Origin of the sequence: Halostella sp. PRR32 (assembly GCF_034808085.1) — an archaeon.
Lineage (GTDB): Archaea > Halobacteriota > Halobacteria > Halobacteriales > Natronoarchaeaceae > Halostella > Halostella pelagica.
Window position 1 is genome coordinate 74,640 of sequence record NZ_JAXHGL010000006.1, and the last position, 22,376, is coordinate 97,015.

Below are 22,376 nucleotides of genomic sequence, written 5' to 3' on the forward strand. Positions count from 1 at the left end.
AGACCGACAGCAATCCGTATCAGTCGACCTGTGCATCCGGTGAATCGCTCTCCCGTTGTGGTGGTGTCGTTGCACGCTCGGTAGTTGCGTGACGCCTGATGAGCCATCCGACGAGCAGCAGAGCTGGCGTGCCAAGCAGAAGCACGGCGCCCAACAGTCCCCAGTCAGCGACGCCGAGCGGAACGGTCCCGAAGTACTCGTTGAGCGGCGTGTACAGGACCGCCAGCTGGAGCAGGAGTGACGCCGCGACGGCGACGGCCAGCCACGGGTTCGTCAGCGCGGGCGTCGCTCTCATCCACCGGACCACGTACAGCTTGATGAACTCGAAGACGACCAGCCCGGTGAACACCATCGTCATCGTATAAGCCGTGACACTAGCGGCGCCGTCGAGCGTGTAGAACATCAGTCCGAGCAGGAGGACGGTCGCGATGAGTCCGGCCCCACCGATGAATCCGAGCATATCTCGGTCGATGATTCCCGTTGCCTGTTCCCGGGGTTTTCGGTTCATCACGTCCCCACCGGGGTCGGTCCCGAGCGCCAGTGCCGGCAGGCCGTCGGTTAGCAGATTGATCCACAGCAACTGAACTGCGGGTAGGATGAGATACCCGAAGAGCGACGCGAGAAAGACTATTGCCACCTCGGCGGCGTTCGCACTTAGCAAGTAGGCGACGAACTTCCAGATGTTGTCGAAGATGGTCCGGCCCCGCCGAATGGCGGTCCGTATCGACGTGTAGTTGTCGTCGAGCAGGACGATGTCACTCGCCTGTTTGGCGACGTCGGTCCCGCGGATACCCATGGCGATGCCGACGTCGGCGTTTTACAGCGCTGGCGCGTCGTTGACGCCGTCGCCAGTCATGGCGACCGCGGCACCGTTGGCCTGTAACGCTTGCAGGATCCGGACTTTGTGAGTCGGTTCGGCGCGTGCGTACACGTCGACCTCCTCGACGCGTTCCCAGAGCGTTTCGTCGTCGAGTTCCTCGACCTCCCGGCCGGTGAGAACATCCGACTCGATGCCGATGTCGGCAGCGATGGCTCTCGCAGTCGCGACGTTGTCCCCGGTGATCATCTTCACCTCGATACCTGCTCGATACGTGTCGGCGATGGCGTCCCGGACCTCGGGACGCGGCGGGTCGAGCAGCCCCTGCAGCCCGACGAACACGAGATTTTCCTCGGGGCCACCGTCGTCTGAGCGGTCCTTGTAGGCGAACCCGAGGACTCGAAGCGCGTCCTCGGCAAACGACTCTACCTGCGCATCGATGTCTGCCCGCGCTTTCTCGTCCAGATCCACTGGACCGTCGGGGCCGAGCACCCGCGACGAGCGTTCGAGGACGACCGCCGGCGCGCCCTTCACGTACACCACGTCGTCGTGGATCGTCGCCATCCGCTTGCGCTCGGAGGAGAACGGGACCTCGTCGCGACGTGCCCGTCGCTCACGCAGCGCCTCGACGTCGATCCCCTGGTCGGCCGCAGCCGTGACGAGCGCGCGCTCGGTCGGGTCGCCCTCCCCGGTGGTCGCGTCGTTACAGAGGGCACCGATCTCGAACAACAGGTCGAGTTGGTCTGTGACGTCTCCGTCGGCTCCAACCCCATCGTCACCGCCGACGTCAACGACGGTATCGGACACCCACGCCGTCTGCACACGCATCTCGCCCTCGGTCAGCGTCCCCGTCTTGTCGGTACAGACGACGTCGACGGCACCCAGCGCCTCGACGGCCGGCAGCGTCCGGACGAGCGCGTTCTCGTCGGCCATCCGCCGGACGCCGAGCGCGAGCGTCAGGGTGACGACTGCCGGGAGCCCTTCGGGGACAGCCGCCACTGCGAGCGAGACGGCGGTCAACCCCGCTTGAACCACGCCCCGGCCCTCGATGAGAAGCAGTGGAACGATCAGCGCCGACAGGGCGACGACACCGATCCCGAGACGCCGACCCAGCCGGTCCAGGTCGCGCTGGAGCGGCGTCCGCGGGTCCTCGACACCGATCAGCGCCGTCGCAATCTCGCCCATCTCAGTGTCCATTCCCGTCTCGGCGACGACAGCGACGCCGCGACCGCGAGTGACGTTCGTTCCTTTGTAGACCACGTTCTCTCGCTCGGCGAGCGGCGTCTGCGCTCCGACTGTCCCAGTGGTCTTTTCGACGGGAACGCTCTCGCCTGTGAGTGGGGCTTCGTCGACCTCGAGATTCTGGGACTCGATGAGTCGACCGTCCGCAGGGACGACGTCGCCCTGTCCCAAGAGCACGACGTCCCCCGAAACGAGGTCGGTCGCGTCGACTTCCTGTTCGGTGCCGTCGCGCCGGACAGTGACGGTTGGAGATGCCATGTCGCGGAGCGCTTCGAGGCTCTGCTCGGCGCGGTACTCCTGGACGAACCCGAAGACACCGTTGAGGAGCAGGATGATACCGATGAGTACCGCGTCGACCACGTGACCGATCACGAACGAGAGGGTGGCCGCGACGAGCAACACCCAGATGAGCGCACTCTTGAACTGTGCCATAAAGATTCGAAGTGGTCCGCGCCCGCTGTCGCCAGTGATCTCGTTCGGACCGACTTCTTCGCGACGCTTCTTGACCGTCTCAGGGTCCAGCCCGTCCGGTCTTGTATCGAGTTCGTGGAAGACTTCTTCGACAGTCAGGGTGTACCAGTCCATGTCTCGACTATCGGGAGCGCTCATCGCTTAGCCACCCCAGAGCGATGTCGTGAACGGCACTGACAACGCACAGGCGACCGGCACTCGTCTATCATCTTCCGGCGGGAGACGAACAGTTGTTTCTTCCCCATACGTATCGCCTCTGGTTGGATTCGTATCGACCAGCGGTACCCAGAACTTGGCTGGCACGGCGCGTCACTGTTCTGGGGTCGCTGGCAGCGCTAGCACTGGGATGTCAGAGACACGGACGATCTTTTCCGCGACGCTACCGAGCAGGTATCTGTCGAGACCGGTCCGGCCGTGGGTGCCCATGACAATCAGGTCGACGTCGTGGTCGTCGGCGTAATCGACAATCCCGCTTGCCGGGGTTCCACTACTGACTGACGCCTCGACGGACTCCAGGTCGGCCTCGCTGGCGCGTTCGACGACGTCGTCCACGGCTCGCTGACCCGCCTCTTCTAGGGCGTCGAGTACTGCGGTGGCGTCGACGTCGGCCCAGACTCCGGTAAGGTCGACGACGTGGAGGACATGCAATGCGGCGTCGGTCCGACTGGCGAGTTCGATCCCGTGATCCGCTGCGGCGTACGCCGGTTCGCTCCCGTCGGTCGGCACGAGTATCGTGTCGAACTCGGAGTCAAGCGCCATCCCCTCGTGGACGGTGAGGACGGGGACCGGAGAGAGGCGGAGCGTGCGTTCCGTCGTGCTTCCGAGCACGAGTTCGTGAAATCCGGTCCGTCCGTGCGTTCCCATGACGACGAGATCGATACCGTTCTCGTCGAGGTAGTCGACTATCGCCTGGTGGATCGGTCTCGTCGCTTCGATGACCTCGGTCGCAGTCGACACGCCGATGTCGTCAGCCCGGTCCGCGATAGTCGCCAACAGTGATTCGGCGCGGGCTTCGAGTTCCGCACGCGTCTCTGTATCGACTTCGGAGGGGAGTTCTTCGAGGTCAAGGACGTGGACCGCGTGTATTGTTGCGTCGAACCGTCGCGCGAGCGTCAGCGCTGTCTCGGCGGCTGCTTCGGACGCCTCACTTCCGTCCGTCGGGACGAGAATTCTGTCGTACATCTGGGATCGTGACGAGCTACGTCCTAGAGGAGTGTCAAACCGGGCGGTCGTTCTCACTCACGGGGAACGAATGGATTAGGTACTCCGTTTCGGCGCGCCGGGGAACTGTGTCCGTCATTTGATTATGTCGACCTTCGATGTGCCACAGTCAGGTTGTAGTTCGAGCTATGTAAACTCAGTTAGCAACGGCGATCAGGATCAACAGGCCCAGAAGGGTTTTTATAACAAGGCTGGCTGTGACTGCTATCTGGCTCGACCGCACGCTTGCCCGACGAAGTCAATTTAGCCCTGTGGACGTCAATCAGTTACCGCCACACCACCGAATGCAGCGAAGCCAGTTACGACGAGATCGACCTCCTCGTGTTCTTCGTCACGACGGGGGCGGTCGTCTGTGGCCGCACCGAAGACAGGGAGAACGTCGACCTGTACTCGCCACTCGCGCGGGACGAGGATGTCTACACCCCCGAAAAGCGCCATTGCGTTGATCCGGGCTGGTCGCTCGGTGATCCGGGCGTCACGGAGGTCGAGCTCGTAGCCGCCGAACACGGCCGACACGTCGCCACCCGAGAACGCGGTGGCCGTCGAACGTTGATTTTGTCCCCCGAAGATGGCGACACCGTCGATCCATCCGGTGTCTATCCGCTCGGGCGCCGTTCGTAGACGTCCGAGCAGGATGGAGAGGCCGAAGAGAATGACGAGTACTGGCCAGAACGAGATCAGATCTGCATCGGTGAGTACGTCCAAGACGGCGAGTTGCCATGCGACGGCGACAGCGATTACGATGATCGGTCCGACGATATTCCGGAAATCGCTAACGAGCAGCGCGTACAACCCCAGGAGAACGAACAACGACGGGACATACTGCAAGAACGTCCCGGTCTCTGCCAGCCCGATGCTATCGAGCAATAGCAAGACACCGATCAGGACGACGATCCCGCCGAGAAGGGCCTGTGTCGAGATTATCTTCGAATCCGTCATACCAGTGTGACATGAACCTCCAGTATATAATTATGATCAGCATATTGTGAGAGACGGCACCAGGACGCTCGTGCTACCTGCACGACCCTGAGAGAGTAGTTGTGGAGTCAATTTCGTTGCTATGACGAAGTCACTGTTACTCTATCTCACCACCTACAGAGGTGATTTCTCCCGAGAGTTTGTTAATAAACGACCACCGGACCTCGTACCCAGTCTATTAGTGTCTGAGCAATGCTTTGTGGAAAACTACGCAGGAAAGTGATCTCCAACAACCTCGCGAATTATCCTGGCTTCAGAGGCTCAAACTCGGCACGGAACGATGTTATCCGAAGAGAACGTGTACAGTAACGGGTATGGCGACAGGAACAGCGGATGCAACGATCGAGAGTATCATTTCCACAGAGATCCCGACGTGCCAGCCGAAAGATACCCCTCCAGCTGTTCTCGATTCTCTCATCGGTCGGACGTGGGAAAGCGTAGATTCGATCTACGTTCTCGACGGAGACGTACTCGTCGGTCGGCTGAACATCACCGAGCTCTTCGGAGCGGCGGACACCACGCCTATGTCTCGATTGATGGAACCAGCGAGTGCTCGGTTGCATCCGGGCACCGATCGGGAGCACGCCGTGGCCCTCGCGATTCAGAAAGACCGAGCCGAGATACCAGTCGTCGGCAGCGACGGACGATTCGTCGGTGCCGTAACCGCCCAGGCGATCATCGACACGATGCACAGGGAACACCTGGAGGATGTCCTCCTTCGGGCTGGAGTTCGGAAGACTGGATTTCGGGCCGTAGACCCCGCATCCACCCGCGTGCGAGGTGCCTTCCGGAGCAGAGCCCCGTGGCTATTGTTCGGTCTCATTGCTGGATTATTCCTCAGCGTGATTACGAGTCAATTCGAAGCGACCATGCGGGAGACTATCGCGCTCGCCTTTTTTCCACCGGTCATCGCGTACGTTGCTGATTCGGTAGGGACCCAGTCCGAGGCGATCGCGATCAGGGCGTTCGCCATCACAGACGTCGATTACGGCGCATACCTCAAACAGGAACTCATCGTCGGCATCGCCATCGGCATCATGATCGGGATACTCGGGGGAATGGGTGGAATTCTCATCGCGAATTCGGCACCGATTGGCGTCATCGTGGGACTCTCCTTGTTCGTCTCTAGCGCCGTCGCAACTGTCCTCGCATCGCTTATCCCGATCGGATTCATCTACTTGGACATTGATCCTGCACTCGGCAGCGGTCCGTTAGCCACCGCTCTCCAAGACGCGATTAGCATCGTCATCTACTTCCTGTTTGCACTCTTCTTGCTTTGACCCGGATTCCAGAGGTGAACGAGCAGGCGTAAGTTCCGAACTGACGCGGCCACCGGAAGTTCGTCGGGATCTAGTCTCCAGTGAAACCGATGAGGAGCGAGTACCCGGCTACCTTTGCAAACGTGGGTAGGGAATCTCACGCTCTGCCATCAGGGTTCTTCTTCGAGGGCGTTCTGGAGAACAGGCTCGATACTGACGGTTGCCGCGTCGTTCGGGATCGTATTCGTGAGGTAGAGCGCGTCGTACTTGTCTCGAACCCGTTCTACACCTTTGTCGAGTACGCCGTGGACTGCTGCTGCCTGTACTGTTGCCGCGCCCTGGGCCATCAGTCGTTCGTAGGCTTCGACCATTGTTCCACCCGTCGAGATGAGGTCATCAAAGACGAGGACGTTCTTTCTCTCGACGTCGAGGTCACCTACCAACTCGACGTCGTACGCGCTCTCGCGGGTTTTCTCGAAACTCGGAACTCCGAATCGCTTGACTGCACCGAGATCTGGACCGACTACGACGTAGTCAGCCATGGTTACGTGTTCCTGTATGAGTGGAAACGCGCGAAGTACCTCTATGGGAAAATCGTCCATCCAGTCGCGGTGGCCGAAATGTGGATCCACGGTGTAGACGCGGTCAACTCCGTACCACTGGGTGATCGTCTGGAGGAGTGTCTTGGCATGGTTTACTGTACCCTCGTAGAACGCCGCGTCCTGCCGGCTATATGGTGCGTACGGGAGGACCAGCTCGATAGAACAGTTTTCGTCATTTAGGAGCGACAGTAAACCGTAGAGATATGCAAGTCCACGATTCGGAGCGGGCTGCCCGGAGTGTACGACGGAGACGGAGTCGACTGAATCTATCGATTCAAACTGAACGTATACTTCGTCGTCCGGAAAGAGACGACTCTGATTCTGCGGATGTCCCGACAGCTGACGTGCTTCGATGGTGAAATGCTCTGCACTGGGTGTTACGATCGTTTCCATCGGAATCTATCGATAATTGTGGGCCGTGAATAGGGCACGAACTCGGACCGTGTGAACGTTGCTACCGAGTCACTACCACTCATTGTGCTGTTGAATACCGGTTCGAAGACGGATGGTCGATTGTGTGTGGACCTATAACACACACTACCGTAGACTCCGATATGCCGACTGAACCGTCGTTCGAGGTCATCCCATCCACAGACGTACAGCCCGGTGAGCGACTCCTATTCGGCGTCTCGCACCTCGGTATGGCCGGCGTGACCGCAGCTGCCTACCTCGTCCGTAACATGGATTTTGAGACACTTGGCTACGTAGATACGCACGGCTTTCCGGCGATCGCTCCCTTCGAGGCCGGGGAGCCGCGCCATCCATTGCGTCTCTATACATCCGAACAGTCCGGCTTCACAGTGTTCGTCGGGGAGTCGTTCATCCCGGTCGGTGCCGCCGAAGCGTTCGTCGACGGGTTTCTTGAGTGGATTCGGGAGTCGTCCGTCGAGGAAGTCGTCGTACTGTACGGCGTCCCGTACCCACACGCGCCAGAACAGCATCGCGTGTTCTACACGGCAACTCCTGAGTTCCGGGAATCGACTCTCACGGATGCGGCCATCGATCCACTTGCTGGCGGTTTTCTGGACGGTATCGTTGCCGAGTTTGTCCTTCGTTCACTCAAGGGAGAAGCACCGCCGACTGGCGTTTTTATCACGCCGTCGCATCCGCCGGGACCTGATCTGGATGCGGCACTGTTACTCCTTCAAGCCGTCGAGGAAATCTACGATTTCGATATCGACGAAAAGGACCTCGAAGCCCAAGCCGAGGAACTGAAACAGTTTTTCAGTGAACTCGCAAGTCGGATGGACGCACAGGCTCAGGGAGAACGGTCACTCTCGGCCAGGGAGTATCCGGAAGACAGTATGTACATGTGATGGTTCCCAGTTCGAAGCAGCATCGTTGGGTGAGGCGTCGCAACGGTGATGTTGACTACCTACTTGCTGATCGCGGACGTACTACTGTACGGAACGACGATCGTTGTATTCACGACTATCACGAGCTTGTGTGAAATCACGGGAGTATCTCAACCTCCAGTGACGGCCGACCACGATGTCATCGACGGTGCGCCCGCGACGCGGTTCGACCAGCGGTTGAAAGAGCTTGTCGAAGGAACGCATGGAATCGAACCTCCGTCCAACTCGTATCCCTGTTCCGTTTTTCCGATACCTGTTGCTGTGGTTCAGAAATATGATCGCTCCTGCAGCACGCGCGACTTTCCTCGTAGGCTGTGTTTGAGCGTACCCGTTGACGGTCACCGTTCCCTTTGCAGTCGGTCGCGTCGTTCTTGGAACTCCTCGTCGGAGAGTTCCCCGCAAGCGTATGCGAGGCGTAGTTCTTCGTGTGCGGGGTCAGCAGTCTCACTGGGGGCGCGTCGAAGTGCCCTGTAGACGAGGTACCCGAGAGCTGCGACCACCAATAGAACGGCCAGCCACATGAGTAGCCACATCCACGCCGCTCCCGTGCCTTGCCCCATCCCGCCGTTCCACATATGTCCCCATCCCCATATTCCCAATAGCGGCATCATGAAGACCATCATGAGGGCTGGGAGGAGTACAATCGCAGCGACGACGATAAGGAGTATCCGGAGGAACGAATCTCCGCTGGTGGCCGTGCGTCGGAAACGAGAAGGACGTCGACTGCTCCATAGTCGAGGGCGGTTTGCGTTTCATCAGCTCCGTAGGAGACATCTCCACCCTGTCCCAGCGCTGTGAAGGTTCGTCCCCCGGGAGGGGTGCGGGGCGATCCAGTCGCGGTCGCCCCGTGAGGTGGTTTCTCGATGGGACACCGCGCTCTCGTTGCGTACGAATGCACAGACGGACAGTACACGCTCCACTACAGCCACTGGGGCGCAGCGAACCTGAATCTCAAGCACCGAATCTCGGCTGAGTCGCCGTTCGGTAGCGACGACACCGACTCCAAGTGGGCGAAACAGCTACTGGCAGAACTGGCCGATGGCCTCGAGGCAGATGCGGTCGATGGCTACCTCGCCGGCGAGGATCGACCGTTGACGGTCGTCGAGCCGAAGCCCCGCGCTACCGGGCTCACCCTCGACGAGATCGTTGCTGACTACCTCGACTATCTCTACCACGAGGCGTTTTCACGCCGTCGACGGCGAGGCAGTACCTGAAACGGAAGCTGGCCGAGCGTGTCGGAGACCAACAGGAGCTGCTCATTCCGACCGGGGAATCACCCTTCGAGAAGGCGAGTAACAGCCAGTCGTAGGTGATTTGTTAAGAGGCAGAGCGCGAGTTTTACACCTCTTCGCATGACGTTATTTTCGACCCAAGAAGAGAGAATAGGTTCTCAGAGTATCTGTGAATCAAGTACTCGAATTTCTCAGTGTACCCTCCCGTTACTTCACACATTCCCGTTCTCGTCCCATTTGAGTTCGAACTCAATACTCAACTCTCCGGACCCAGTCCGTTGGCCCTTCGCGTTCGGCTTTACCTTGAACATCGGACGGGCTACCGCATCGACGATCTCCGAAAGAGTGTATAGTGGAGGGGCACACTGCACACACTAATTAGCCAGTCCCGGCTCGGACCACCTTGAGATGTAGGGAGACAGAATATAGAGAGGGGCTTCTGAATATGATTTAGACCTCTTCCAAGGGTTGCATCCCCATGAGTGACCGAGATACCCATCTCCATGAACCCGTATCTGGCACGGACGTACAGCAAAGCGTCGTCACATCACAATGTGATCAGATTGACTGTGAATCCGCAATTCACACAATCGCTACCACTGTCGCAAAAGCGACTGGAAAGGATCCCACCGAAATTCCCCCGCTCTACAACGCAATCGATGTCGATGCCCTTGCTGATCTCTTCGGGACAAATCCTACGAACCCACATCGACTTCCCACCGGTACTGTCAACTTCCAATACGTGGGGTGTGCCGTCACGGTCTTCGCTGATGGGGAGGTGATCGTGAGGCGATCGGAGCAATAGCAAATGCCGGATTCGGTGGTCGGTGATCAACCAGATCTGTGTACGGAATTAGTGCCCGGCCTCGGGGCCATTGAACATAACCGTGAGCAGTTTTCGCTCAGCGGCTTGAATATGCTCAGAAAACGTGGCTGACGTGATATCGAATTCTTCGGCGATGTCTTCGCCAGTGCATTCGCGTGGCCACTCGTAATATCCTCCTTCGAACGCAGCTTTGAGGATCTCACGTTGCCGGTCCGTGAGATGTTTCTGGAGCACTCGGCGGAACTCCGCGTCTGGAAATCGAGGTGCGATACCGTCTTTCTCTTTCTTTGAGAGCAGCGATGTATCTGGATGTTCTTCGAGAAACGTCTCGATGACTTCGGATGGGTTTTCCTCGGCAGGGATTTCGGCAACGAGCCGACCTCGACCATCTATTCCTTGCACTTGGCGCGGGAGCCCTCCAAGTTCGGTGAGTCGATACGCAGGACAATCGCCTGAAACGAGAAACTCCAGACTGCCGCCTTCTTCATACTTAGCAAGGATCGTGATGTCTATAGACTCCATCTCCGTCGCATATGCTGCCACTCGCTCCGGTTTGACGTTGCTGACGTGGAAATATTCGGCATACCGTCCATCGGTACGAGGAAGCATCTCGGCAAGATCTAACTGGCACGATTCGTTCTTCGAGATATCCACGAATGGATACCGAGAGTCTTCAAAGGAAAACTCGACTTCACACACTGGATTGGCTGAAGGTTCGTGCAGAGACATGGGTGTCTGAATTTCTCTAGGTTGGGTGAAAGGCTTTTTGGCAGGTGTTATCAGGCCTCAATCACCTCTGGTGCTATCGAAACCGGGAGTACCGCGTCAATGCAGTACCACTCTGATAGTCACGGAATCCACCCTCGGAAAGAAACTGGCTGCCGTATCTCGGGGATGAGCATCCCTTGACAGTTAGGGGAAATCGGTATTCCCTGAGATGAGACACACTGACTATGAGCGATGTCTCGGATGATACACCCAGCGTGATTGTGAATGAAAATACGGACACTGTGCACAAACGAAGGAGGGGGAACTCCGGGTTCCACACGCATTGTGGCGTCACGCGCCACCTTGCACGAGCGAAGTTACACAATCCCCCCATAGAACAAGCGGTCGCCAACGCTGCGATTAGCAAATGCGGACGGTGCTTTCAGGATGGAGGCGGCTATTGACAAAACGGTCCCAAATGCATATATCCCTCTCGAAGAATGTCTTTTCAGCCATGGATGATTCTATCACTATTCTCCACGCCGAGGACGAACCAGGGTTAGCCGAATTGACGAGTGAATTTCTCCAGCGGCAGGCTGAACGATTCGATATCCACCATGCTACGAATGCGGATGAAGGAGAAGCACTACTCGATGACCTCGACATCGACTGCGTCGTGTCTGACCACGACATGCCTGGCCGGAATGGACTGGAGTTTCTCAAATCAGTCCGAGAAAACTATCCTGATCTTCCCTTCATCCTCTTTACCGGGAAAGGGTCCGAAGAAGTTGCGAGCGAGGCGATCTCCGCGGGAGTCACCGATTATTTACAAAAGGAAGGTGGGTCTGACCAGTATACGATTCTCGCTAACCGGATAACAAACGCTGTCGAGCTCCGACACGCCGAAGAACAAGCTGAGCGAACGTTGACCCAACTTGAGGCGATTACAGAGAACTCCGCTGATGCTATCGTCATCATCGATTCAGATAGCCGAATCCACTTTGCGAATCAAGCTGTTACCGATTTCTTCGGCTACAACCCCACTGAACTGGAAGGCGAACCGCTCACCACAATTATGCCCGAGCGGCTTCGAGAGCAGCACCTTGAGGCGCTCAACCAGTATCTCGAAACGGGTGAGAAAACAGTTAGCTGGTCGAACGTGGAGTTCACCGGATTACACGAGGATGGTTCTGAAATGCCACTCTCCGTCTCGTTCGGAGAGTTCCAGCAGAGTAACGATCGGCGGTTTGTCGGCATCATACGGGATATCTCGGAGCAAAGACAACGCGAGCAAGCGCTACGGGAGAAACAGGCCGAATTGCGTAAATACGAATTGACAGTCGAGAACTCGATCGATCATCTGGCGGCGTGCGATACTGACTACGACCTCCTCTTTGCGAACGAACAGTACCAGAACTTCCACGGAATCGACTCGATCGATGTGTCCAAAACATCACTCCCTGGGTTGCTGGGTGATGAATGGGACCGAACGGTGAAGGCTCACGTCGACCGATCCTTGGAGGGTGAAATCGTCCGGTACGAAATGGAGCGGCCCATATCCAATGGCGATGTACAGACTCTCGATATTCGGTATTATCCGCTCCGGGAAGATGATGGAACGGTCATTGGGGTGGTCGCTGCGATGCGGGATCTAACGAACGTATTGGAAGAAAAGCGCGAGCGTGAGAAAATCATCGAGCGGGTCACCGATGCGATCGTGGAAGTAGACGAGAACTGGCGCTTTACACTCGTCAACCAGCAGGCTGAAGCACTCTACGACATGAACGAGGAGTACCTCCTCGGCCGGGACTTCTGGAACGTGTTCACGGAAGCCAGGGGAACTCGCTTCGAAGAAGAGTATCGAGCCGTCATGGAGACGCGAGAGTCAACCACGTTCGTCGAACATTTCAGTCAGCTCGATGGGTGGTTTGACATCACGGTGTTCCCAAAGGACGACGGGGGACTCGCGTTCTACTTTGTCGAGGTTACTGAACAGCGCCAGCGCCAAGACGAACTCGAACAATCGAACGTGTTGCTCTCCACCTTGTTCAATACGCTTCCGGCCGGGGTGCTTGCCGAAGACGAGAGTCGAAATGTCCTCGCCGTCAACGGACGACTATTCGACCTGTTTGGCCTTCCGGGCACCCCTGAGAACGCGATTGGGGCGGATTGTGAAAGAATAGCCGAGCAGGTCAGTGAGGAATTCGTCGATCCTTCGGGCTTCGTAGAACGGATCGACGGGCTGGTTTCTGCGCGCGAATCGGAGAATAACGAGCAATTAGCGCTGCAGGATGGCCAAACCTTCGAACGCGACTACCGCCCAATCGAGCTTCCGGATGGGCAGGGGCATCTATGGTTGTATCGGGATATTACTGACGGAACGAATCTACAACGGCAGCTCAAAGACTTGAATCGGGTCACACAGGAATTAATGAGCGCAGATACGCAGGACGAAGTGGTCAAGATTGGTGTGGAGACGACCCGAGACCTTCTCGGGATGGATGCGAATTCGATCCACCTGTACGATACGGGGAATGAGGAACTCATTCCAGCGGTGGCCACCGAGACCGTTTACGATCTCGTCGGCGAACCACCGACATTTAGTGACGGTGATAGCATCGCCTGGCGCGTCTATCAGCGTGGAGAACCACTGGCAGTAAATGATGTTCATGAGGATCCAGACCGCCATACTCCAGACACGCCAATTCGGAGCGAACTCTTTCTGCCACTCGGCGACTACGGTATTTTGCTCGCCGGGTCAACGTCACCCGAGGCGTTCGACGACCAGGACGTCCTCTTGGGAGAGATTCTGGCCGGTGGACTGACGACTGCACTGGAGCAGATAGAACAGACTGAACAGCTTCGTGATCGTGAACGTGAACTCACGAACAAAAATGACCGACTTGAAGAGTTCGCCAGCATCGTCAGTCACGATCTTCGGAATCCACTCAACGTTGCTGAGGGCCGACTAGAACTGGCCCAAACGGAGTGTGACAGCGAACATTTAGACAGCGTACAGCAAGCCCACGAGCGCATGCGGGCACTCATTGATGATCTCTTGACGTTAGCTCGTGATGGTAAGTCGGAAATGGATATTGAACCAGTCGCACTCAAACCACTGGTAGAGGGATGCTGGACGAACATACAAGCCGACGCGGCCACACTGGTCATCGATACTGAACAAACCGTCAAGGGTTCTGCGAGACGGTTGAAACAACTGTTTGAGAACCTGATGCGGAACGCCATCGAACACGGTGGGGAGGACGTGACCGTAACGGTCGGAGCAATGGACGATGGATTCTACGTCGAAGATGATGGCTCTGGAATCCCTGCCGATGAGCGTGACGGCATCTTCGAAGCGGGGTACTCAACGAATGAAGGAGGCACTGGGTTCGGACTGAGCATCGTCAAGCAAATTGTTGAAGCCCATAACGGGCAGATCGAAATTACAGACAGGACCGCGGGTGGGGCCCGATTCGATATCACCGGCGTTGAAACCGTTGTTGAATAGAGCATCTATTTTGAGGAGTTCTCTACTGAGAAGATATTGCGAAGCTGCTGTAAAGACAGTCCACATCTTGCATTCAATCTCTGCCGGTCGGTGAGGTATTTTACAAGCTGATCTGTATGTTTCCTGTACTGACTGATTCGAGAATCTCGAACACAGGTAATATGAACTGTTTTCTGATACTCTCAGCAGCTGCTGTTTTTCAGGGGCCGGAATGGGTGAGCCCCACTGTAGGCTCGTGATTCGATGACCTCAGAGGACGACCCGTTTCACGACTGCGAGTTGGGTCCCGAGGCAATCCTCGGGACACGGACCTTCGAAGACGTCCTGTTCACCGACGAGACGGAAACCCCGGTAAACGTGCTAACCGGCGAGACGCCCGCACATTCGCAGGTCACTGTCGAGGAGGCGAAGGCGTTCGCTGCGAGTATTGATACGGAAACACCGCAGGTCGCGCTTCCGGCCGCTGTGGAGACACAGATCGAAACCCAGAGCAAGCCCTACACCTCCGCAGCGTTCTTCCATTTCAAGGCGACCGGGTCGCTCGAACGGCACCGTGCCTACCACGCCGCATACAACTCGGACGCGTTCAGCGTCGACTTCGAAGCGGACTACGAGTCGGGCGACCTGACGATCACCGTCGAGCGGATAGGCGACTCCTGAACGCAATCGCCCGAATCGAGTTTTTTGAGCGCCGGCGATGGGTGCCGGCGCACCGAGCAGATAGAGCCGAGCAGAGGCCGGTGAGTCGGCGCTCCGAGGTGAACCAGATGCATATGGTCATTTACACGCTGGTTGAAGCACCGACACAGCACGACGCCCTGGTTGAGGGGAAAGCAGTCTTCGACCGGCCCGGCGGAGCGAACCCCCACGGCTGCGCCGTGTTTGACTACTACGTGACGTTCGACGAAGACGAGACGACGGTGGCCGGGAAGGCCCGTTGGGGTGACTTGCCGACGGCGGCGGATATTAACTCAGAGGAGGGCGGTCAGCTTCTCGATCGAGCCTGGAACGCCACAAAGGAAGAGTTCCAGCGGAATCTCGACCGCGTGAAGGAGGCGCTCAACGAGCTCAGCGATGAGGACCTTATGCGTGATGAGAACCTCGCCCGACACGCGTTCCATCAGGTCGGCGCCTACGAGGGGCCATCAGTACCGATGTACGACCAGCACGCGATGGGGATTCGCCACCGCGATCAGCTCGATCGTGTCCTCGAGGAAGAGGAAGACAGCCAGACGCTCTGGATCGTCCCCGCAGACATTCACTTCTGACAGACGATGTCACGAATCACCAACTGGTCCCGGGAAAGTCGTACACCAACACTCGCGTATCGAAACACCGGGACTGGAGCGCGAGCCGTTCTATACCGGGCTCCGGACTCATACCGGTACAAGTGGCGCGGGGTGATTTTCGTCGACGGCTACCCGATCTGGTCGGGAGGCTTCGAGACGAAAGAGGCGACAACGCTCCGGGATGCGCTTCGAGAGTGGCCAGCGCCCGAACTGAACTGTCCGGAGTGTCCGAACGACGACGTCCTCGTCGGTGAGAAGACATCTGATGGAGCGAAGGTACAGCGCTGGTACAGACTGCCCGGACTGTGGGTACGAAGCCCCCTCGCGCATCGTCTACGGCCCTGAACGCTGAGAACATACACACTTATGGTGTTTTTCGGCCGGGCGGAGAGAGTGACCCGGTCGAACCGGGTCGGCCCAACAATGAGTCTCGAAGTATTCGACCGACACAGTGAGGCACTGTTCGAGTTCCTCTGGTGCCCCGTCTGGGCAGGAGGTCTTCACTCACATCCCCTTCGAGGGAGTGTTCTGCAAGAACTGTAACACGCAGGTCGTCCTCCGAGAGTCACGAGAAACCGTGGCTACGAGGAGGCTGTGCTCGCGTGCTTCGACACCGGCTCGACGTGGAACCTTCACGTCGACGAGAAGCTCCGTCGCGACCTACCTGACGGCTCGGCACGGGTGAAAGTCCTCGGCGCACCGGGGGCCTACAAAGTCGACTGGTGGAGTCCAGCACCTGGAGAGGACTGGGAGCCGGTCGAGCGCGGAGAGTTCGACGACGTCAAGGAGCCTAAGGAGGTCTCCCACCTAGCGTAACGAGAAAATTTTCGTTGTGAGATTGAGAGGACCACTTATCGGAGTAGGGGGTGTAAGTGGGAGTGTATGCCTGAAGACGTCCTGTTCAAATCCGAGAGTACCCAGAACCGAGACGAAATCGCGTCGTACCTCCGGAACGTCGCCGAAACGCTCGAGCAAGGAGATTCAATCACCCTGAGGGCGGGGGAAGAGTCCGTCACGATGGACCCCCCGGAGCGTCCGGCATTCGAAGTCAAAGCCGAACGGGAAGGGCCGGCCGATGGCCCCGGTGAGCTAAGCATCGAATTCGAACTCGAATGGGATGAGAACAGTAAGAGTGCTGAAGGGGGCTCAGATAGTCTCGAGATCGAGTAAACACAGGAAGACCAACGCAACCGGCTACGACCGATCGTGGACGGTGATAACCGGCACAGGTGCTGATCGGACCGTCTTTTCCGCGACACTCCCGAGGAGAACTCGATCGACGCCACGGCGGCCACTAGCCCCCATCACGACGGCATGGACCTCATTCGTTTCAATATGTTCACGGATCACTTCCGCAGGCGACCCATGTTCGACGTACGTTTGGACGTATGCCAGATCGTGTTCATCGGCTTCCGGGGCCACCTCCTCGACAGCCTCTACTGCAGGTCGCTCGAGTTCGTCATCTGAAAGCACAGAGCGCACGTCAGGGCCCAGAGATGTATCATCCACGACAGAAAGAATGTGGACAGTGGCGTCGAGTGTCGCTGCAAGTGTCAGCCCATGCTTGGCGGCAGCAGTCGAAGCAGGACTCCCATCGGTCGGGATAAGAATATTCTCGTACGGGAATGCTAGCTGTTCATCAGATTGCATTCGAGCGGTCAGAACGGGGACATCGGACAAGCGCACCACTTTCTCCGTGACGCTTCCGAGGAGATAGCGTGAGATGCCGGTCCGGCCGTGGGTGGGCAAGACGATTAGGTCGTGGTCGTATCGCTCGGCGTAATCGACAATTGTTGGTGCTGGGCTGCCCTGAACGACGTCGGTACCGTGCTCCACATCGAGGGATTCGAGTGTCTCTGCGACGTCCGCGACGATCGTCTCTCCCTCCCGTTCCAGTGCGTCAACGACGTTCCCATTGACAACAGTGACGCTGTCTCGAGTTGTATCGGCGACGAACAGCACTTCGATCGTCGCCTCAGTCCACTGCGCGAGCTCGGCCACATGATGGACGATTTTGGCTGCGTGTTCGCTGCCGTCAACCGGGAGCAGAATCGAATCGTACATGTCACTACCGGCCGCTACGGTGAACAATCACAAAGGAGTTCCCACGCCACGTACCTTCCCAGTGACCGACAGACATCACCTGTGTTCGGCAACAGAGCGGCGAGAATCGTTCTACGATGTAGTCCCCACTGGGGACCCATACACAGTTGATTCAGTGAGGAGTGGACTCTCCAATCTCGAACTGCCGACTTCGCCACGTCTCCAGCAACTCTCAATGGAGCTCCGGACTCTCGACGTGTTCATTACGCCCTATCATCGCCGTAGCTCGAGTACGTCGACCGGCTCGCGAGCTGCTGGTAGTCGACGTCCGGCCACCGACTCAGCGAGAAGTCGTCGACGCCGGCTACGGCTTCGGCGCCATCCTCATCGGCGTGACCGCCGACCTCATCTCGACGACCGCTGCGTTCTACCTCGTGGCCGCGGCGACGTTCGTCTCGGGCACCATCACGCTCGTCTGGATGCGAGAGACCCACCCCGAACTCAGGGCGAACGCAAGGGATGACCCGCAGGTGACGGCGCCGTCCCGCGACGGCTGAGCCGAGAAGGGACACGTCAGGTGATGACCAAAACATCCTTCAGACGACTACGGGTACTATTGTATACCAATGGATGAGGAGGACAAGAGCGTAACACGGCGAGCACTCCTTGCCGGTAGCGTGACACTCGCGTTCGGCGGCGGCGTCGCCTATCTGGCGACCGATTCAGGTGGCTCCGAGGATGACTACCGGCCCGCGTCGTTCTACACGAGCGATAAGACAACTGACTTCGGCAACGGCGTCGACCTCACCGGCCGGCCGATCGTTGGCGAGCGCGACGTGCCCCTCGACATCTACTACTGGACGGACTATCTCTGTCCGTTCTGTGAGGAGTTCGAGACGAAAACGCTCCCGGAGGTCGGACGTAACTACCTCGACACCGGGGACGCTAGGCTCGTGATGCTTGGCTATCCTAACATCGGCGAGTACTCCGAACAAGCGGCTGTGTGGGGGCGCTGCGTCTGGGCGCAAGTCGCCGAGTCCGACCCGATGGCGTTCTGGAACTGGAACGGCGCCGCCTTCGATGCACAGGTAGCCGGCGGCAACGACTGGGCCGACGAGGAGACGTTCCGCGAGATCACCGAACAGACGTCAGGGGTCAACCTGGATAGCGTTGAGGAGTGCAGGGAGTCCCGGGGTGAGGCAATTCGGAGGAACCTCGACGCCGACGTCGATGTCGCACTCTCCGCCGGTATTCAGGGGACGCCCGGATTCGTCATCTACGACCGAGAGAGCGGTGCGGCCGGGAAGTTGGTCGGTGCCCATCCGTACGAAAACTTCGCGGACGCACTCGACCAGGTGGATGAAGCGTGACCGACCCACGAAACCGGGGACAACGATGAACGATCGACTAGCCGACGTGCGTGCGTGGAGCCGTGACCTCCGCGACGCACTCGCGTACCCGCTCACGTCGAATCGGCGACTGCTGATGGCTGGAATAGCCACAAGTCTCACCTACGTCGTCCTGGTGTTGAGCACGTTCCCGCAGTTCTCGATGCAGGTGCTGTCGAGAGACGTCACCGATCTCGGGTTCGCCGTCGCGACGCTCACCCGAGAGACGTACCTGAGTACGGGGTGGCTCGGCCTCGGACTCGTCACCGCGTACGCGCTCCTGACCGGCGTTGCACTGGTCAGTACCGTCACACTCGTTCGACGTGCCCGCCGTCAGAGTGCGTCCACAATCGTCGGCATCATCCCCGGCCTGCTCGCCGCGGGCTGTGCGAGCTGTGGCGCGGGCGTCCTCGGCGCGCTCGGCTTCGTCAGTGCGATGGCGATGCTTCCTTTCGAGGGGAACCTCCTCCGTCTCGGCGGTATCGTCCTGCTCGCATACTTCCTCGGGCAAACCGGTGACCCGCGAACCTGCACTATCTAACCATGCACAATATCACGCCACGGACCATGAATGCGTACGAATCCCGCAGAACAGCTCCTGGCGACAGACTAACGAGAGAGGTGTGAGTGATGAGCACGTTCCGAAGCCGATTGCTCAAGAGTGTGGGCGTTGCCGTCGGGTCGTTCCTGCTATTCGGCGTTGTAACCGGGCTCCTGCCGAACCCAATCTACGTTCGAATGGTTCCTCGCACGCCCCTCGATTATCTGTTCCTTGTGGCAACGTCCGCGTTCGCCGGCGCGTTCGTCTACCAGCAGTCGGTCGTCGAGGAACCGCTTGGTGACCGATTCGCGGCCGGCGGACTCATGGGCGGCTTCCTGGCGTTCGGTTGCCCTATCTGTAACGCAGTACTGCTCGCGCTGTTCAGTTCCTCTGCGCTCATGACGTACTTCGAGCCGCTGCGACCACTGCTCGGGGCGGTGAGCGTCGCGTTCTTCGCTGGCCTGCTCTACTACCAGCACCGGCGGAACTGCGCGACATGTTAGGCCGCCCCGTCATGCGGAACCGTGTTCTCATGAGTGTGACGCGAGCGGACGCCCGTCGAGCGCAGTCGGCCGAAACTCCCGCAGGGGGTTCTAGATACTGTCGAGGCGACCGTCGGTTATACCACCAGCAGACCGTTGGGAAAGCCGAGACCAGAGTTCATCATGTTCCGCGTGCTAATTGTAGACATGGAGGTGTTCGACTTTCTGGTCATCGGGTCGGGGTCGGGTCTCGACGTAGCGAACGTGGCAGTCAATCACGGACAGTCCGTTGCCGTGGTCGAGAAGGGACCACTAGGCGGAACCTGCCTCAACCGTGGCTGCATCCCCTCGAAGATGCTACTGTATCACGCTGATGTCCTCGAAACCATCGACCGTGCCGACCAATTCCACATTTCCGCGAACGTAACCGACATCGCGTTTAGCGACATCGTTCAAGAAGTCAACACGGACGTCGAAAGCGACGCAGAGTCGATTCGCCGCGGACTACGCTCGTCTCCACAACACGAGTTGTTCGAGGGTGAAGCACACTTCGTCGACAAGCGGACAGTCGAGGTTTCGGGCGGTGACGACGACGGTGCTCGCCTCCGCGGAGAGACGGTGCTCATCGCCGCCGGGTCGCGACCAGCGATACCAGACATTGATGGCATCGAGGACGTCGACTATCTCACGAGTCGGGGAGCACTCCAACTAGAGGAGCCGCCAGATCACCTCATCATCGTTGGGGGTGGTTACATCGCAGCGGAACTCGGCCATTTCTTTGGGACGTTCGGCAGCGATGTGACGATTATCGGTCGGCGGCCATCTCTTCTCCCCGAAGCCGACGAGGAGGTCGCCGAGGCGTTCACTGAACGATACGCCGACCGGTTCAATGTCCATACCAGGTACGAAGCTACTGCCGTTTCCGAGTCAGACGGCAATGTGACCGTGGAGGCCATGCCATTCGAATACGGCGACGACGCCGGCGTGACGGGCGGTGATGACGACTCCATTGCGGTAACAGGTGATTCGCTACTCATCGCTGCCGGACGGACCCCGAACTCCGACACCCTACACCTAGATGCGACCGACGTAGAGACTGACAGTCGTGGATTCATCGAAACCGACGAGTATCTCCAGACGACCGCTGACGGTATTTGGGCACTCGGAGACATCGTCGGTGAGTACCTCCTGAAACATAGCGCCAACCACGAAGCCCAGACGGTTGCCCGGAACCTCTTTGGCGAGCACCGCCAGCCGGTCGACTACGCCGCGATGCCGTTTGCCGTCTTTGCGTCTCCTGAGGTTGCCGGCGTCGGTCGACACGAACAAGAGCTCCGAACCGCTGACCGTGAGTACGCGACCAATACCTACGAATATGAGGATACAGCCCGCGGTGATGCAATGAATGCCGAGGGATTCGTGAAAGTGATCATCGATTTAGATGGTGAAATCCTCGGCTGTCACATCATCGGCCCGAACGCTTCGACGCTGATTCAGGAGGTTGTCATCGCGATGAAAGCTGGATCCGGGACAGTTCGGGATATCCGTGAGTCGATCCACATTCACCCGGCTCTTCCTGAGGTGGTCCAACGGGCGTTTTCTGGCCAGTTCTCCCGTCCGGGTCATAGCCACCATCACCACCACTAGATGCGACAGGACAGATAGCGATGACTTTCAGATGGGGATTACGGCCCAGCTGTGTCGATTGATCAGGCCGTTCGCTTCCAAAGATCGCACGGGCCATATGCAGCAAATTTGCTGTTCTTCGAGAAAATATCAATCAATATATTTAGATCTATTAACCTTGAGTAGATTCGCCAGAGCGCACTGATGGGATGAAAGCCTGCCCAGTCCCCAAAGATCGACCGCCGCGGACCGAGTGAGGCGTGGTCGAAAAGACTGCCGCGACAGCGATGAGCGTAAAGCCCAGTTGTCCGAGAAGTGGTTCCGCAGCGATTGCCAGCGCCGTCTCGGAATGAGAGCAGACAGTCGAAGAAGCGCTTCGAGAGGAGCGGCGTGACCGACGCGACTGCCGATCGAGAGGCCGAACAGGCGAGCGTCGATGGTGATGCTGACACCACAGCACTCGTTCAAGCCGTCGAAGACGCTGGATACACGGCATACGCCTGAAGCACTGTAGTCACACGTCACACCTGACTCCCTGTCCCCTACATCCATCACGATCCGACGCATACTCTCAGAGACACCGTTGAGCTATGGAGGACCACGAACACTCAGACGACGGCGACCACACCCATCACGATCACTCCGACCCCGGCGCGAGTGACGAACCGAATGAGATAGCCGACGACCGGGATGTCGACCGGGTCGAACAGGGAATACTCGAGGAGGAAGGGGAAGACGCCGAAAAAGCCGAAGAGGAGATCCACGAACGAACCGAGCACGAGATG

At 58.3% G+C, this 22,376-nt stretch carries 19 protein-coding genes and 6 pseudogenes; 17 read left to right on the top strand and 8 right to left on the bottom strand.

The genetic code is table 11. The annotated features are described in order from the left end of the window. Positions 1–19: 19 nt before the first annotated feature. The 3 genes and pseudogenes from SM753_RS17250 to SM753_RS17260 form a co-directional block, all read right to left on the bottom strand. Positions 20–2,644: pseudogene (locus tag SM753_RS17250) on the bottom strand (cation-translocating P-type ATPase). Between the two features lie 195 nt (positions 2,645–2,839). Further along, positions 2,840–3,712, bottom strand: a complete 873-nt coding sequence (locus tag SM753_RS17255; protein WP_323192575.1) for a universal stress protein — start codon at positions 3,710–3,712, stop codon at positions 2,840–2,842. A gap of 297 nt (positions 3,713–4,009) precedes the next feature. Further along, positions 4,010–4,690: a LiaF domain-containing protein gene (locus tag SM753_RS17260; RefSeq protein WP_323192576.1), complete on the bottom strand. Its 681-nt coding sequence runs from the start codon at positions 4,688–4,690 to the stop codon at positions 4,010–4,012. Positions 4,691–5,043: 353 nt separating this feature from the next. On the opposite strand from SM753_RS17260, the gene SM753_RS17265 reads away from it, so the two are divergent. Then, positions 5,044–6,009, top strand: a complete 966-nt coding sequence (locus tag SM753_RS17265) for a magnesium transporter (protein WP_323192577.1) — start codon at positions 5,044–5,046, stop codon at positions 6,007–6,009. 149 nt (positions 6,010–6,158) lie between these two features. Here SM753_RS17265 and prs read toward each other — a convergent pair whose 3' ends face one another. Then, positions 6,159–6,983, bottom strand: coding sequence for a ribose-phosphate diphosphokinase (gene prs, locus SM753_RS17270; protein ID WP_323192578.1), 825 nt, complete (start codon positions 6,981–6,983; stop codon positions 6,159–6,161). A 161-nt stretch (positions 6,984–7,144) separates the two neighbouring features. Here prs and SM753_RS17275 point away from each other — a divergent pair, with 161 nt between their 5' ends. Next, positions 7,145–7,906: a PAC2 family protein gene (locus SM753_RS17275; RefSeq protein ID WP_323192579.1), complete on the top strand. Its 762-nt coding sequence runs from the start codon at positions 7,145–7,147 to the stop codon at positions 7,904–7,906. Positions 7,907–8,065: 159 nt separating this feature from the next. Next, positions 8,066–8,158, top strand: a pseudogene (locus SM753_RS21435) (dehydrogenase); the annotation flags it as partial. 125 nt (positions 8,159–8,283) lie between these two features. Here SM753_RS21435 and SM753_RS17280 read toward each other — a convergent pair. Further along, positions 8,284–8,613, bottom strand: a complete 330-nt coding sequence (locus SM753_RS17280; protein ID WP_369335380.1) for an SHOCT domain-containing protein — start codon at positions 8,611–8,613, stop codon at positions 8,284–8,286. 195 nt (positions 8,614–8,808) lie between these two features. Between SM753_RS17280 and SM753_RS17285 the strand changes: the two are divergent. Then, positions 8,809–9,254: pseudogene (locus SM753_RS17285) on the top strand (DUF6735 family protein). A 135-nt stretch (positions 9,255–9,389) separates the two neighbouring features. On the opposite strand, the gene SM753_RS17290 reads toward SM753_RS17285, so the two are convergent. Continuing rightward, complete coding sequence (locus tag SM753_RS17290; protein WP_369335373.1) at positions 9,390–9,548, bottom strand: amphi-Trp domain-containing protein; 159 nt, start codon at positions 9,546–9,548, stop codon at positions 9,390–9,392. Between the two features lie 107 nt (positions 9,549–9,655). Between SM753_RS17290 and SM753_RS17295 the strand changes: the two genes are divergently transcribed. Beyond that, a complete protein-coding gene (locus SM753_RS17295) occupies positions 9,656–9,982 on the top strand; it encodes a HalOD1 output domain-containing protein (protein WP_323192583.1) in 327 nt (108 codons plus the stop codon). Between the two features lie 48 nt (positions 9,983–10,030). On the opposite strand, the gene SM753_RS17300 is transcribed toward SM753_RS17295, so the two are convergent. Further along, positions 10,031–10,732: a bacterio-opsin activator domain-containing protein gene (locus SM753_RS17300; RefSeq protein ID WP_323192584.1), complete on the bottom strand. Its 702-nt coding sequence runs from the start codon at positions 10,730–10,732 to the stop codon at positions 10,031–10,033. A gap of 493 nt (positions 10,733–11,225) precedes the next feature. On the opposite strand from SM753_RS17300, the gene SM753_RS17305 reads away from it, so the two are divergent. From SM753_RS17305 to SM753_RS17330, 6 genes and pseudogenes are all read left to right on the top strand, one after another. Beyond that, the gene (locus SM753_RS17305; RefSeq protein ID WP_323192585.1) at positions 11,226–14,222 is read left to right on the top strand and encodes a PAS domain S-box protein; all 2,997 of its coding nucleotides are present in this window, start codon (positions 11,226–11,228) and stop codon (positions 14,220–14,222) included. 243 nt (positions 14,223–14,465) lie between these two features. After that, on the top strand, positions 14,466–14,882 hold the full coding sequence (locus SM753_RS17310) for a hypothetical protein (RefSeq protein ID WP_323192586.1): 417 nt from the start codon (positions 14,466–14,468) through the stop codon (positions 14,880–14,882). A 107-nt stretch (positions 14,883–14,989) separates the two neighbouring features. Continuing rightward, positions 14,990–15,490: a hypothetical protein gene (locus SM753_RS17315; RefSeq protein WP_323192587.1), complete on the top strand. Its 501-nt coding sequence runs from the start codon at positions 14,990–14,992 to the stop codon at positions 15,488–15,490. A 6-nt stretch (positions 15,491–15,496) separates the two neighbouring features. Further along, positions 15,497–15,863 (top strand): annotated as a pseudogene (locus SM753_RS17320) (hypothetical protein). A gap of 71 nt (positions 15,864–15,934) precedes the next feature. Then, positions 15,935–16,327, top strand: a pseudogene (locus SM753_RS17325) (hypothetical protein). Positions 16,328–16,393: 66 nt separating this feature from the next. Next, complete coding sequence (locus tag SM753_RS17330; RefSeq protein WP_138799036.1) at positions 16,394–16,681, top strand: amphi-Trp domain-containing protein; 288 nt, start codon at positions 16,394–16,396, stop codon at positions 16,679–16,681. A gap of 24 nt (positions 16,682–16,705) precedes the next feature. On the opposite strand, the gene SM753_RS17335 is transcribed toward SM753_RS17330, so the two are convergent. After that, positions 16,706–17,575, bottom strand: a complete 870-nt coding sequence (locus SM753_RS17335) for a universal stress protein (protein WP_323192588.1) — start codon at positions 17,573–17,575, stop codon at positions 16,706–16,708. A gap of 371 nt (positions 17,576–17,946) precedes the next feature. Here SM753_RS17335 and SM753_RS17340 point away from each other — a divergent pair, with 371 nt between their 5' ends. The 6 genes and pseudogenes from SM753_RS17340 to SM753_RS17365 all read left to right on the top strand — a co-directional run. After that, positions 17,947–18,111: a hypothetical protein gene (locus SM753_RS17340; protein ID WP_323192589.1), complete on the top strand. Its 165-nt coding sequence runs from the start codon at positions 17,947–17,949 to the stop codon at positions 18,109–18,111. Positions 18,112–18,180: 69 nt separating this feature from the next. Continuing rightward, the gene (locus SM753_RS17345) at positions 18,181–18,924 is read left to right on the top strand and encodes a thioredoxin domain-containing protein (protein ID WP_323192590.1); all 744 of its coding nucleotides are present in this window, start codon (positions 18,181–18,183) and stop codon (positions 18,922–18,924) included. Positions 18,925–18,949: 25 nt separating this feature from the next. Further along, complete coding sequence (locus SM753_RS17350; protein ID WP_323192591.1) at positions 18,950–19,483, top strand: hypothetical protein; 534 nt, start codon at positions 18,950–18,952, stop codon at positions 19,481–19,483. A gap of 89 nt (positions 19,484–19,572) precedes the next feature. After that, positions 19,573–19,986 (top strand): hypothetical protein, encoded by a 414-nt coding sequence (locus SM753_RS17355; RefSeq protein ID WP_323192592.1) that lies wholly within the window; start codon positions 19,573–19,575, stop codon positions 19,984–19,986. Between the two features lie 186 nt (positions 19,987–20,172). Continuing rightward, a complete protein-coding gene (locus SM753_RS17360) occupies positions 20,173–21,612 on the top strand; it encodes a dihydrolipoyl dehydrogenase (protein WP_323192593.1) in 1,440 nt (479 codons plus the stop codon). A gap of 366 nt (positions 21,613–21,978) precedes the next feature. Beyond that, positions 21,979–22,095 (top strand): annotated as a pseudogene (locus SM753_RS17365) (heavy metal-associated domain-containing protein); the annotation flags it as partial. Positions 22,096–22,376 lie beyond the last annotated feature (281 nt).

Bases quoted from the DNA above. Each gene is read 5' to 3' on its own strand.
- SM753_RS17255 (WP_323192575.1), bottom strand. From the start codon at position 3,712: ATGTACGACAGAATTCTCGTCCCGACGGACGGAAGTGAGGCGTCCGAA.
- SM753_RS17260 (WP_323192576.1), bottom strand. From the start codon at position 4,690: ATGACGGATTCGAAGATAATCTCGACACAGGCCCTTCTCGGCGGGATC.
- SM753_RS17265 (WP_323192577.1), top strand. From the start codon at position 5,044: ATGGCGACAGGAACAGCGGATGCAACGATCGAGAGTATCATTTCCACA.
- prs (WP_323192578.1), bottom strand. From the start codon at position 6,983: ATGGAAACGATCGTAACACCCAGTGCAGAGCATTTCACCATCGAAGCA.
- SM753_RS17275 (WP_323192579.1), top strand. From the start codon at position 7,145: ATGCCGACTGAACCGTCGTTCGAGGTCATCCCATCCACAGACGTACAG.
- SM753_RS17295 (WP_323192583.1), top strand. From the start codon at position 9,656: ATGAGTGACCGAGATACCCATCTCCATGAACCCGTATCTGGCACGGAC.
- SM753_RS17300 (WP_323192584.1), bottom strand. From the start codon at position 10,732: ATGTCTCTGCACGAACCTTCAGCCAATCCAGTGTGTGAAGTCGAGTTT.
- SM753_RS17305 (WP_323192585.1), top strand. From the start codon at position 11,226: ATGGATGATTCTATCACTATTCTCCACGCCGAGGACGAACCAGGGTTA.
- SM753_RS17310 (WP_323192586.1), top strand. From the start codon at position 14,466: ATGACCTCAGAGGACGACCCGTTTCACGACTGCGAGTTGGGTCCCGAG.
- SM753_RS17315 (WP_323192587.1), top strand. From the start codon at position 14,990: ATGCATATGGTCATTTACACGCTGGTTGAAGCACCGACACAGCACGAC.
- SM753_RS17330 (WP_138799036.1), top strand. From the start codon at position 16,394: ATGCCTGAAGACGTCCTGTTCAAATCCGAGAGTACCCAGAACCGAGAC.
- SM753_RS17335 (WP_323192588.1), bottom strand. From the start codon at position 17,575: ATGTACGATTCGATTCTGCTCCCGGTTGACGGCAGCGAACACGCAGCC.
- SM753_RS17345 (WP_323192590.1), top strand. From the start codon at position 18,181: ATGGATGAGGAGGACAAGAGCGTAACACGGCGAGCACTCCTTGCCGGT.
- SM753_RS17350 (WP_323192591.1), top strand. From the start codon at position 18,950: ATGAACGATCGACTAGCCGACGTGCGTGCGTGGAGCCGTGACCTCCGC.
- SM753_RS17355 (WP_323192592.1), top strand. From the start codon at position 19,573: ATGAGCACGTTCCGAAGCCGATTGCTCAAGAGTGTGGGCGTTGCCGTC.
- SM753_RS17360 (WP_323192593.1), top strand. From the start codon at position 20,173: ATGGAGGTGTTCGACTTTCTGGTCATCGGGTCGGGGTCGGGTCTCGAC.